Below are 12,503 nucleotides of genomic sequence, written 5' to 3'. Positions count from 1 at the left end.
CCCGCCATGCGAGCGGTCCTGCGGAGCATTATTGGAATGGAAACTTACGGGGTTCTGACGACAGCGACGCTTTACTGTGGCGCGACCCGGATGGCCTATTGTTTGCTAATTTCTCTCAACAAGCGTGTAACAGTCGTCAAAATCAGATCAATTGATTCTATCTTTCGGATTTATGTGGGGCGGGCGGGTGCTGGCTAAGGGTAAGTCCCATCCCGGTTTTCGCCCGTTTTGCCGTCAGCTGCCGTCGCGCAGACGCAGTGTCACGCGCACGAGCGTGCCGGCGAGACGCGGTTCGGCTTGATAGACGTTGTCGTCGATGGTGAGCGTGCCGCCGTGCATCGTGGCAATCTCGCGCACGATCGCGAGCCCGAGGCCGCTGCCGTCGCCGTCGCGCCCGAGGATGCGATAGAAGCGTTCCTGCACGCGTTCGCGCTCCGCTGCCGGAATGCCGATGCCGGTGTCCTCCACTTCCAGATGCACCACGTGCGCGGCGGGTTCGGGCCGCACGCGCACCGTGATGCGGCCGCCGGCGGGCGTGTAGCGGATCGCATTGTCGATCAGGTTCGACAGCATCTCGCGCAGCATCACGGGGTTGCCGTCGACCTGTACCGGTGCGGCGCGGTCCTGCGTGCCGCGTTCATCGCCGTCGTTCGCTTCGCTCTCCGGACCTTCGTATCCGAGGTCCATCTGCTTGGCGAGCGCGGGCTGCACCCAGTCGCGCACCGCGTGACGGGCCACATCGGCGATATCGACGGGGGCGAAAATCTGCCCCGTCATCCGGTTTTCGGCGCGCGCGAGCGCGAGCAGTTGCGTGACGAGCCGCGCGGCGTGCTCGGAACTCGTCGCGATCTGCTCGAGCGAGCGGTGCACCTCGGCGCTTGCGTCCTGGCGCAGCGCCAGCTCGGCCTGGGTGCGCAGGCCCGCGAGCGGCGTCTTCATCTGGTGCGCGGCATCGGCGATAAAGCGCTTTTGCAGCTGCATGTTCTGTTCGAGGCGCGTGAGCAGGTCGTTGAACGAGGTGACGAGCGGCTCGATCTCGGGCGGCGCGCGCCGCGCTTCGAGCGGCGAGAGGTCGTCGGGGCGGCGCATGCGCATGTTCGATTCCAGCGCATGCAGCGGCGCGAGGCCGCGCGAGAGGCCGAACCAGACGAGCAGGATCGCGAGCGGCAGGATCACGAACTGCGGCAGGATCACGCCTTTAATGATGTCGTTGGCGAGCTGGCGGCGCTTGTCGAGCGTTTCGGCCACCTGCACGAGCACGGGCTGCGAGCCCGACAGATTCGGCAGTTCGACCGTCGTATAGGCCACGCGGATATCGATGCCATGCAGCATGTCGTCGCGGAATTCCACAAGGCCGGCGGGCGGGCGGTCGTCGTCGCGCGGCAGCGGCATCTCGCGGTCGCCGCCCACCAGTTCGCCGCGGCTGCCGAGCACCTGGTAGAACACGCTGTCGACGTTGTCGGCGCGCAGGAAGTCGCGCGTGGAGGCGGGCAGCGAGAGCTCCGCCACGCCGTTGACCGGATGGATCTGGCGCGCGAGCACATAGGCATCGGTTTCGAGCGCGCGGTCGAACGGGCCGTTGGCGATCGACTTGGCGACGAGATACGTGACCGCGATGCTCATCGGCCAGAGCAGCAGCAGCGGCGCGAGCATCCAGTCGAGAATTTCGCCGAACAGCGAGCGGGGGCGCGCGGCGGCGGCTTCGGCCTCGTCGGGCGGGGCGAACGGGTTGGCGTAGCGGGCGTCGCGCGCCTCGTCGTCGAGCGCGCCGGGCTGGGCGGCGGGAGCGGGCTCGGCCATCGTGGCGCTTGGCTATTTGTAGTGGTGGCTCGCCGGCATGGCGGGAGGCGCGGCGGCGCCTGCCGAGGGGCTCGCCGGGGTGTCTGCCGGGTTGCTCGCGTTTGCCGGATTCGCTTCCTTTTCGAGGCAATATCCGAGCCCACGCACGGTCACGATGCGCACGCCGCCCGTTTCGAGTTTTTTGCGCAGCCGGTGCACGTAGACCTCGATCGCGTTGTTGCTCACTTCCTCGCCCCATTCGCACAGATGGTCGACGAGCTGTTCCTTCGAGACGAGCCGCCCGAGCCGCTGCAGCAGCACTTCGAGCACGCCGAGTTCGCGCGCGGAGAGATCGAGCACCTGGTCGTTGATGCGCGCCACGCGCCCGACCTGGTCGAACGCCAGCGCGCCATGGCGCACGACCGTGGGGCCGCCGCCCGCGCCGCGCCGCGTGAGCGCACGCACGCGCGCTTCCAGTTCGTTGAGCGCAAACGGCTTGGCCATGTAGTCGTCGGCGCCGAGGTCGAGGCCTTTTACGCGTTCGTCCACGCTGTCGGCGGCGGTGAGGATCAGCACGGGGAGGTTGGAATTGCGCGCGCGCAAGCGGCGCAGCACTTCGAGGCCCGGCATTTTCGGCAGGCCCAGATCGAGGATCAGGAGGTCGAACGACTGCATCGACAAGGCCGTATCGGCATCCACGCCGTGACGCACGTGATCAACGGCATAGCCCGCCTGGCGGAGTGATCGGACGAGACCGTCCGCGAGTATGCTGTCGTCTTCGGCAATGAGAATTCGCATGTGCGCCAGCGTCGCCCTCATAGCGCTTTGATGCCCGTTTTGTGCGGCGCGGGGTGTGCAGCGCGCGCAGCGCTCCCGGCAGGGAGCGGGCCCGGGCAGCGTCGGGCGGCGGTCTCCGAAAATTCGCGGTTTCGGCGCGCGCGTTTAAGGGCCAAAAACGAGCTTGCCAAAACTACTGTTTTTTTATACAGTGTCTGCGTTCAGGCGCATGTGCGCAAAAGCACGCGCGCATCGTCACCAGACGCCGTTCATCATAGCAAAGGACGATTCATGGAAGATAGCAAGAAAGGCTCGGCTGGGCTGACTGCTGAAAAGAGCAAGGCACTGGCTGCCGCGCTCGCGCAGATCGAAAAGCAGTTCGGCAAAGGGTCGATCATGCGGCTCGGCGACGGCGAGGCGGTCGAAGACATTCAGGTGGTCTCCACCGGTTCGCTCGGCCTCGACATTGCGCTCGGCGTGGGCGGCTTGCCGCGCGGCCGGGTGGTCGAGATCTACGGTCCGGAATCGTCGGGCAAGACCACGCTCACGCTCCAGGTGATCGCCGAATTGCAGAAGCTCGGCGGCACGGCGGCGTTTATCGACGCGGAACACGCGCTCGACGTGCAGTACGCGTCCAAGCTCGGCGTGAACGTGCCGGAGCTGCTCATCTCGCAGCCGGACACGGGCGAGCAGGCGCTCGAAATCACCGACGCGCTGGTGCGCTCGGGCTCGATCGACATGATCGTGATCGACTCGGTTGCGGCGCTCGTGCCGAAGGCCGAAATCGAAGGCGAAATGGGCGACTCGCTGCCGGGTCTGCAGGCGCGCCTGATGTCGCAGGCGCTGCGCAAGCTCACCGGCACGATCAAGAAGACGAACTGCATGGTGATCTTCATTAACCAGATCCGCATGAAGATCGGCGTGATGTTCGGCAACCCGGAAACCACCACGGGCGGCAACGCGCTCAAGTTCTACTCGTCGGTGCGTCTGGATATTCGCCGTATCGGTTCGATCAAGAAGAACGACGAAGTGATCGGCAGCGAAACGCGTGTGAAGGTCGTCAAGAACAAGGTGTCGCCGCCGTTCCGCGAAGCCGTGTTCGACATCCTCTACGGCGAAGGCATCTCGCGCCAGGGCGAAATCATCGACCTCGGCGTGCAGGCCAAGATCGTGGACAAGGCAGGCGCGTGGTACAGCTATAACGGCGAACGCATCGGCCAGGGCAAGGACAATGCGCGCGAATTCCTGCGCGAGAATGCGGACATCGCTCGCGAGATCGAAAACCGCATTCGCGAGTCGCTTGGCGTGAGCACGATGCCGGACGGCGTCAACGACTCCGGCGAAGTCGAAGTCGCGGGCGAAGAATAAGTTCGGATCACCAGTCTCGAATGGGCACCAGAGAGTCAGCACGATCGTGATGCGCAAGGTTGGGTTCGCTTCGGTGCCGCATGAGACGGAAACGTCAGAGGCCCCGCCTTCGTCTTTGGGCGAAGGCGGGGCCTCGTCGCAAGCCGACCAATTCGAGCGCACCTCCACCTCGCGTACCTCACGCACCTCGCGAAACGCGCCCACGAACGAAGCGCCTGGCAGGCAGCGCCCCGAGCGTTCCCTCAAGGGCCGTGCGCTCGGCTATCTCTCGCGCCGCGAATACAGCCGCGCAGAGCTTTCGCGCAAGCTCATGCCTTTCACCGAAAACGCCGACGAGCTCGAAGCACTGCTCGACGCGCTCGAACGCGAAGGCTGGCTATCCGACGCACGCTTTGCGGAAAGCGTCGTGTACCGCCGCGCCGCGCGCGTGGGAGCGGGGCGCATCGTCAGCGAGCTCAAGCGTCATGCCGTGGGCGACGCGCTCATTGAAGAAGTCAACGCGCAACTGCGCGAAACGGAACTCGCCCGGGCCCGTGCCGTCTGGCAAAAGAAGTACGGCCAGTTACCCGAGACGCCCGCCGAGCGCGCGCGACAGGCGCGTTTTCTGGCTGCGCGAGGCTTTTCGATGTCGATAATCGGCAAGATTTTGAAGGGCATCGAAGACAGCTTCGAGGGCGACTGACCAAAAATTGATCCGGTCGACTCAAAAAACAGCTGCGGCCTGGCACTGCCGGGCGCTGTGGGTTCGCCGCTGTCTCAAATACTCGGTATGCTAAAATCGAGAGGTTTTCCTGTCCGGTCTTACCTCTACTAGCATGCCGCTTTCTTCGCCAGCGCCTCGCCAGTTGCGTCATCAGCGCGCTATCCGGGCGGTCGCCTATGAGCGCGAAGACGGCCTGTGGGACATCGACGCGTGCCTGACCGATCATAAGCCACGCGACGTGCCGCTCGCCGCCGGTGTGCGGCCCAACGGTTCGCCGATCCATGAACTCTGGCTCCGCATCACGATCGATCGCAAGCTCAACGTCGTCGACGCCGAAGCGTCGTCCGACTGGGTGCCGTACGACGGTCAGTGCCAGAACGCTCATCCCGCCTATCGGGCCCTTATCGGGCTCAATCTCCTCAAGAACTTTCGCCGCGAAGCCGGTCGGTTGCTCGCCGGCACGGTTGGCTGCACGCACCTCACGGAAATGCTGGGCGTGTTGCCGACAGTCGCGGTCCAGGCGTTTGCAGGAGAGGTGTGGGAAATCTCGCGCGGAACGCCCGGCGAAGCGTCCGGGCAGGAACCGAGCAAGACCGCCGACGGCGAAGCCGCCGGCGAAACGCCGCCTTTCCAGCTCGGCCGCTGCCATGCGCTGCGGTTCGACGGTGAGGCGGTGAGGCAGTTTTATCCGCGCTGGTATGGTCATGTGCCGCAATCAATAGAACGCGGCGCACAAGCCTCCAGCGTGCGCGACAACCCAACAGGCCTGAGCCAAGAGGGCAGGGCCGGCGTTCTCGCGCATGAATAACAACAGCGGAAACGAAGTTCACTCCAACTCTCAGACTGAAGGAATCACGCATGAAGATTCACGAGTACCAGGGTAAGGAAATCCTGCGGAAATTCGGAGTCGCGGTACCGCGCGGCAAGCCGGTGTTTTCGGTGGACGACGCGGTCAAGGCCGCTGAAGAGCTGGGCGGTCCGGTGTGGGTCGTCAAGGCGCAGATTCACGCGGGTGGCCGCGGCAAGGGCGGTGGCGTGAAGGTGGCGAAGTCGCTGGAACAGGTTCGCGAATACGCGAGCCAGATTCTCGGCATGCAGCTCGTCACGCACCAGACCGGTCCGGAAGGCCAGCGCGTCAACCGTCTGCTGATCGAAGAAGGCGCCGACATCAAGCAGGAACTGTATGTCAGCCTCGTCGTTGACCGCGTGTCGCAAAAGATCGTTCTGATGGGTTCGAGCGAAGGCGGCATGGACATCGAAGAAGTTGCCGAAAAGCATCCGGAACTGATTCACAAGGTCATCGTCGAGCCGTCGACGGGTCTGCTCGACGCTCAGGCCGACGACCTCGCCGCGAAGATCGGCGTGCCGGCTGCCTCGATTCCGCAAGCGCGCGCGATCCTGCAAGGCCTGTACAAGGCATTCTGGGAGACCGACGCGTCGCTGGCCGAAATCAACCCGCTCAACGTCACGGGCGACGGCAAGGTCATCGCACTCGACGCGAAGTTCAACTTCGACTCGAACGCGCTGTTCCGCCACCCGGAAATCGTTGCTTACCGCGACCTGGACGAAGAAGATCCGGCTGAAATCGAAGCCTCGAAGTTCGACCTCGCGTACATCTCGCTCGACGGCAACATCGGCTGTCTCGTGAACGGCGCAGGCCTTGCGATGGCCACGATGGACACCATCAAGCTGTTCGGCGGCGAGCCGGCGAACTTCCTCGACGTTGGCGGTGGCGCCACGACCGAGAAGGTCACCGAAGCGTTCAAGCTCATGCTCAAGAACCCGGGCCTGAAGGCGATCCTCGTGAACATCTTCGGCGGCATCATGCGCTGCGACGTGATCGCGGAAGGCGTGATCGCCGGTTCGAAGGCCGTGAATCTGAATGTGCCGCTCGTCGTGCGCATGAAGGGCACGAACGAGGACCTCGGCAAGAAGATGCTGGCCGAATCGGGCCTGCCGATCATCTCGGCGGACAGCATGGAAGAGGCTGCGCAGAAGGTCGTCGCGGCTACCGAAGGCAAGTAATTTTCAGCGGATACGAATGGCATCGTGCCGGCGCGAAGGCTCGGGTCCGCCCGGCTGACGCGACGCGCGACGCCAAACGAACAGAGGTCAATACATGTCGATTCTGATCAACAAAGACACCAAGGTCATCACGCAGGGCATCACCGGCAAGACCGGTCAGTTCCACACGCGCGCCTGCCGTGAATATGCCAACGGCCGCGAAGCGTTCGTCGCGGGCGTGAACCCGAAGAAGGCCGGCGAGGACTTCGAAGGCATTCCTATTTACGCGAACGTGCGTGAAGCCAAGGAAGCCACCGGCGCGACCGTTTCGGTCATCTACGTGCCGCCCGCAGGCGCCGCCGCCGCGATCTGGGAAGCCGTCGAGGCCGACCTCGATCTCGCGATCTGCATCACGGAAGGCATCCCTGTCCGCGACATGATCGAAGTCAAGGATCGTATGCGCCGCGAAGGCCGCAAGACGCTGCTCCTCGGCCCGAACTGCCCCGGCACGATCACGCCGGACGAGCTGAAGATCGGCATCATGCCGGGTCACATCCACAAGAAGGGCCGCATCGGCGTCGTGTCGCGTTCGGGCACGCTCACGTATGAAGCGGTGGGCCAACTGACGGCGCTCGGCCTCGGCCAGTCGTCGGCAGTCGGTATCGGCGGCGACCCGATCAACGGTCTGAAGCACATCGACGTCATGAAGATGTTCAACGACGACCCGGATACGGACGCCGTGATCATGATCGGCGAGATCGGCGGTCCGGACGAAGCCAACGCCGCTTACTGGATCAAGGACAACATGAAGAAGCCGGTGGTCGGCTTCATCGCAGGCGTCACGGCGCCTCCGGGCAAGCGCATGGGCCACGCCGGCGCGCTGATCTCGGGCGGTGCGGACACGGCCGACGCGAAGCTGGAAATCATGGACGGCTGCGGCATCAAGGTGACGCGCAACCCGTCGGAAATGGGTCGTCTGCTGAAGTCGATTCTGTAATTTCGGCGCGGTAAATTTCAAAACTGGCTGCGCGCCCGCGCACGATGTGATGCGCGGGTGGCCAGCGTTTTTTGATATGCTTGCGGAACCCTTTCAAGAGGTTTCCGGACAGAAGCGAGGGAGTCAGTCATGGCTGCCTCGCTTTTTTACTTGTGCGGCTGCTTTTTTTTACGGCGGCCGCGCCTTGTTGCTGCATTCACGATTCTCTTGTCGCTTTCATGCTTGAGTTTTTCACGTCGCTCCACTGGGGCGCTGTTTTTCAGATCATCGTCATCGACATCCTGCTCGGTGGCGACAACGCCGTGGTGATCGCGCTCGCCTGCCGCGACTTGCCCGCACAACAGCGCCTGCGCGGCATCGTTTGGGGCACGGTCGGCGCGATCGTGCTGCGTGTCGTGCTGATCGCTTTTGCGGTCGTGCTGCTCAACGTGCCGTACCTGAAGTTCACGGGCGGCCTGCTGCTGCTGTGGATCGGGGTGCGGCTGCTTGCGCCTTCGCATCTCGAGCACGCTGACGTGAAGCCCTCCGACAAGCTGATCGGCGCGATCAAGACCATCATCGTCGCCGATGCGGTGATGAGCCTCGACAACGTCGTGGCAATCGCGGGCGCGGCCGAAGCCGCCGACCCGCGCCACCGCATCGCGCTCGTGATCTTTGGCCTGATGGTGAGCATTCCGCTGATCGTGTGGGGCAGCCAGCTCGTGCTCAGGCTGCTCGACCGCTATCCTGTGGTGGTGACGCTGGGCGCTGCGCTGCTCGGCTGGATCGCGGGCGGGCTGATCATCAACGATCCGGCCGGCGACCGCTGGCCGCTGCTCGATACGCCCGCCGCCGAATATGGCATGAGCGCGGCGTGCGCGATTCTGGTGGTGGTGGTCGGGCATCTGCTCAAGCGCCGCAACGAGCGGCGCGCGCGGGGCACGCATTGAGTGCGGCGCTGGCGCTCTTCCGGTCGTTCTGAGCTGGCCGTCGCGTGGACGCTGCGCCTCGCACACAAGCCGATGCTCCGACAGCGTCAGGCCTAAGCCATCCGGCCGACTGCTGCGCCAACGGGGGCGCCGATACGATCGAAGCGCCTGTTCACTGTTTCGTGAGCAGGCGTTTCTCGTTTCAGGAGCCCTGATGATGACCGTATCCCCATCCCTTTCCAGCCCGAGCGCGTCTCGCTTCGCCGGGCCCTGTGCCGCGTCGGCCGCGGCCCCACCGTTTGCGAGCCATGCCACGCATGCCGCGGCTTCGCTCGTGCGGTCCTGTCGCGCGTTCGTGCGTCTCGCGAAGCGCTGGTCAGCGCCCGGTTTCACGCTCATCGAACTGATGATCGTGCTCGCCATCGTTGGTGTGATCGCCGCGTATGCCATTCCTGCGTATCAGGACTATCTTGCGCGCAGCCGGGTGGGCGAGGGCCTCTCACTGGCTTCCGCAGCGCGGCTTGCAGTGGCGGAGAACGCCGCAAGCGGCAATGCGTTCGGCGCAGGCTACACGGTGCCGCCGGCCACGCGCAACGTAGACTCCGTGAAGGTGGACGACACGACCGGGCAGATCACCGTGGTGTTCACCAAGCGCATCGCGCCCGATGGCAGCAACACGATCGTGCTCGTGCCGTCGGTGCCCGACAACGCGGACTCGCCCACCGCGCGCGTGGCGCTCACGCAAGGCAGCGTGCAGGGCGGCACGCTCACGTGGGAATGCTTCGCGGGCGGCAAGTCGGCCTCGTCGCTCGGCGCACCTGGCTTGGGTCCGGTGCCTGTCGAGGCGGCTACGCTGCCCGCCAACCTCGCGCCGCCGGAGTGCCGGGCTTGAGAGCGTGAGGGTCTTGTGAAGCACGCGTGAGAGGCGGCAATTCGCGCGCCGGCCGTCGTGAGGGCGTCCGGCTCGCGATGTCTGGCGCATGCGCCGCCATGCTGCACCCACCTGGAGCCGGGGCCTGATGCGCGGCGTACGGATCGAAGGCATGGCAGGTGCGGGCGGATTTCATTCGTCTGCCTTCCGCACAGGGAGGGAAAAGTTTTGTATAGTGCGCCGGTTGGTGCGACACGCACGCTCGTGTCCGGGTAGTCCCAACGTAAGGGACATCGACTAGCGGTGTTCGGAGGTGCCCTCGGGCGCCTAACCAGCCGCGAAAGGTGCAATGTGGGCCTAACTAAGCCCGTCTGTCTTTGCACCTCATGTAACGAAGCGAACCCGGTGGGGGTATGCCGGGTATCGCCATTGGCGATGTCTGGTGTGCTGCATCTCACCGGTCATCGCATTGTGCTGACCTGATTACCGTCAGGTTCCGCCCAGTCAGCGGCCTCATCTCCGCCGACCGGGCGGGCTGTTGTGCGCAATTCCTGTGCTCTCAGTGGCACCGGATTCGTAAACCGGTACGAGCGAAAGCTCGGTGTGTCATTGTTTGGCCTTGCCCTGATGTCGGGGCGAGGAAGTAAACCTGCTGTACGACCAGCAGTAGCCTAGGAAGACATGCGTCACTGGCAACGGTGGGGTGTGAAGCTCTTCTGACAACGTAGCCCCCGGACGTTTCGGGCAGACCGATTCCGCGAGGAACGATCTGGAGACTCCCAGCAGCAAGGGGGTTGAGGAGCTAGGCTGGCTGATAAGGTTAACGTACGTGAACTGCTGATAAACCTCGTAAGCACTGAGGAGCCAAAGCTGCTTGAACATCGGGCTCTAACCAAAAGGTACGTGGCTGGTTAATCCGCTCAACCGTCGGATTACGTCGTCATCAAGCCACCGGGGAAGAGGCAGAACCTACGTCAGTCGTGTGACATGCCGGGAACGTGGTAAGCCTGTATGGTTGCCGGTGCGGTACTGCTGGCAGGCGAACCGTAAGGGACGCTGTTGATTGTGCAGGTATGGGAGGACGGAAAAAGCGAATGCTGGGCTGTAACGGTTCGGATAGGGGCTGAGACATCGCCCCACGCGAAAGCGGGCAGACTTCCGTCTGGTCTACCGTCGCAAGACGGCTGACTACCCTCTGTAACTTGGTTAGGTACGAGTGCATGCGCTCGTACTGAGGTGTTTGTCCGAGATATGGGTGCATGCGCCCATATTGAGGTGTCTGTTGTTCCCCAGCGGGGTGTGTCTGCCCCGCTGGGGAAGATGCGCCTTCTGCCGGGGATCTAACCCAAGGTAGGAGAGCAGCATGAAAGTATCTGGTCGGAAGACCGGATCTGCGCTTTCCCACGCGCCTGACAACTGGTACGCCGTAGATTGGCGTCGGGTTGAACGGAACGTGAGAGGGATGCAGATTCGAATTGCGAAGGCGACGCGGGAAGGCGACTGGCGAAGGGTGAAGGCCCTGCAAAGAATGCTGACCCGCACGTTGTCTGCAAAGTTGTACGCGGTACGACGTGTTACGCAGAATCAGGGTGCGCGAACGGCTGGGGTCGATCGCGAACTGTGGGATTCGCCTGAAAGCCGATGGCTCGCTGTCGGCAGGTTGAAGCGGCGTGGATACAGGCCTTTGCCTTTACGGAGAGTCTTTATCCCCAAGGCCAATGGTAAGGAGCGCCCGCTGGGCATTCCGACCATGCGGGACAGGGCGATGCAAGCCTTGTATCTGCTGGCTTTGGAGCCGGTGTCGGAATCGATGAGCGACCCGAACTCTTATGGGTTCAGGCTTAACCGCTCGACGGCTGACGCCATGTCTCAGATTTTCGTTGTCATGGCCCGTCGCAGATCAGCGCAATGGGTTCTTGAAGCGGACATCAAAGGATGCTTTGACCACATCAATCACCAGTGGCTGGAAAACAATGTCCCGATGGACAGGGTGATCCTCCGCAAATGGTTGAAGGCTGGCCTAATTTACAGAGGGCAGCTACAGGCGACAAAGGCCGGTACGCCGCAGGGAGGCATCATTTCCCCGACGCTGGCAAACGTGACGCTGAACGGGCTGGAACGTGAACTGATTGCGCAGCTCACTGCAAAATTTGGGATCGGAAAAGCGAAGAAGCTGAAAGTGAATGTGGTGCGATACGCGGACGACTTCGTCATTACCGGCGATTCGAAAGAGCTGCTGGAACGCGAGGTCAGGCCTTGGATAGAAGCCTTCCTTGAAGTGCGGGGATTGCAACTAGCCGAGGAAAAAACCCGGATCGTTCACATTGACGAAGGCTTTGATTTCCTTGGGTGGAGCTTCCGGAAGTATTCGGGAACGCTACTCATCAAGCCGAGCAAGAAGAACGTGCAAACGTTCTACCGCAAGGTGGCGGATACGATCAGCGGTCATAAGACGGTCAAGCAGGAGGAGTTAATCCGCCTGCTCAATCCGATACTACGGGGTTGGGCGCTGTATCACTGCCCTGTAGTGGCCAAGCAGGCGTACAGCCGCATGGAGTCATTGGTGTTTCAGCGACTCTGGCGGTGGTCAAAGCGGCGGCATCCGAACAAGGGCGCCGACTGGGTGAGGCGGAAGTACTTTCACTCCGTTGGCAATCGGCATTGGGTGTTTGCTGCTCCTGTCATTCGCGAGGACGGTAGTAGGGGGCTGCTTGAGTTGTACCAAATCAGCGGTACGGACATCAGGCGCCACAAGAAGGTCAAGGGGGAGTTCAATCCCTTCGACCCCGTGTGGGAGCAGTACGGCGAGCATCTGAGGCAGGAGCGTATGTGGGATTCGATGCGCTACCGAAAGCAATGGGCTTCGCTGTTCATGTCACAGAGCGGGCTTTGCGCGCATTGTGGCTGTGCCCTGACGGACGAGACTGGCTGGCACGACCATCATCTGGAGTATCGGATGCACGGCGGTTCAGACGCTCTATCCAACAGGGTTCTGCTTCACCCAGACTGCCACCGGCAGGTGCACGTTGGTAAACTTGTCGTAGCTAAGCCGGCTCCGTCGTTGCACTGACGGGGCTTTGTATAAGAAATATGTAG

Annotated in this window: 10 protein-coding genes; 8 read left to right on the top strand and 2 right to left on the bottom strand. The window is 63.0% G+C overall.

Going from position 1 to position 12,503, the window contains the following annotated elements; all coding sequences use genetic code 11:
* Nucleotides 1-234: 234 nt before the first annotated feature.
* Both P5W98_RS11865 and P5W98_RS11860 read right to left on the bottom strand, forming a co-directional pair.
* Nucleotides 235-1,800 (bottom strand): sensor histidine kinase, encoded by a 1,566-nt coding sequence (locus tag P5W98_RS11865; protein WP_421024696.1) that lies wholly within the window; start codon nucleotides 1,798-1,800, stop codon nucleotides 235-237.
* A 12-nt stretch (nucleotides 1,801-1,812) separates the two neighbouring features.
* Nucleotides 1,813-2,577, bottom strand: coding sequence for a response regulator (locus tag P5W98_RS11860; protein WP_421024695.1), 765 nt, complete (start codon nucleotides 2,575-2,577; stop codon nucleotides 1,813-1,815).
* Nucleotides 2,578-2,847: 270 nt separating this feature from the next.
* Between P5W98_RS11860 and recA the strand changes: the two genes are divergently transcribed.
* The 8 genes from recA (at nucleotide 2,848) to ltrA (ending at nucleotide 12,477) form a co-directional block, all read left to right on the top strand.
* Nucleotides 2,848-3,924, top strand: coding sequence for a recombinase RecA (gene recA, locus P5W98_RS11855; RefSeq protein WP_421024694.1), 1,077 nt, complete (start codon nucleotides 2,848-2,850; stop codon nucleotides 3,922-3,924).
* Between the two features lie 49 nt (nucleotides 3,925-3,973).
* The gene (gene recX / locus P5W98_RS11850; RefSeq protein ID WP_421025264.1) at nucleotides 3,974-4,606 is read left to right on the top strand and encodes a recombination regulator RecX; all 633 of its coding nucleotides are present in this window, start codon (nucleotides 3,974-3,976) and stop codon (nucleotides 4,604-4,606) included.
* A 133-nt stretch (nucleotides 4,607-4,739) separates the two neighbouring features.
* Nucleotides 4,740-5,435, top strand: coding sequence for a DUF2889 domain-containing protein (locus tag P5W98_RS11845; RefSeq protein ID WP_421024693.1), 696 nt, complete (start codon nucleotides 4,740-4,742; stop codon nucleotides 5,433-5,435).
* 50 nt (nucleotides 5,436-5,485) lie between these two features.
* Nucleotides 5,486-6,652 carry an ADP-forming succinate--CoA ligase subunit beta gene (gene sucC / locus P5W98_RS11840; RefSeq protein WP_421024692.1) on the top strand — a complete coding sequence of 389 codons (1,167 nt, stop codon included), beginning with the start codon at nucleotides 5,486-5,488 and terminating at the stop codon, nucleotides 6,650-6,652.
* 94 nt (nucleotides 6,653-6,746) lie between these two features.
* Nucleotides 6,747-7,628, top strand: a complete 882-nt coding sequence (gene sucD, locus P5W98_RS11835; RefSeq protein WP_035532387.1) for a succinate--CoA ligase subunit alpha — start codon at nucleotides 6,747-6,749, stop codon at nucleotides 7,626-7,628.
* A gap of 218 nt (nucleotides 7,629-7,846) precedes the next feature.
* On the top strand, nucleotides 7,847-8,557 hold the full coding sequence (locus P5W98_RS11830) for a TerC family protein (RefSeq protein WP_421024691.1): 711 nt from the start codon (nucleotides 7,847-7,849) through the stop codon (nucleotides 8,555-8,557).
* Nucleotides 8,558-8,750: 193 nt separating this feature from the next.
* Entirely contained in the window at nucleotides 8,751-9,428 is a 678-nt protein-coding gene (locus tag P5W98_RS11825; RefSeq protein ID WP_421024690.1) for a pilin, read from the top strand.
* Nucleotides 9,429-10,770: 1,342 nt separating this feature from the next.
* Nucleotides 10,771-12,477 (top strand): group II intron reverse transcriptase/maturase, encoded by a 1,707-nt coding sequence (ltrA, locus tag P5W98_RS11820; protein WP_434718055.1) that lies wholly within the window; start codon nucleotides 10,771-10,773, stop codon nucleotides 12,475-12,477.
* Nucleotides 12,478-12,503: the final 26 nt, after the last annotated feature.

The organism is Paraburkholderia sp. A1BS-2L (assembly GCF_051125205.1).
Lineage (GTDB): Bacteria > Pseudomonadota > Gammaproteobacteria > Burkholderiales > Burkholderiaceae > Paraburkholderia.
The sequence above is the reverse complement of the archived record's forward strand: the minus strand, read 5'-3'. Positions and strand labels throughout refer to the sequence as shown.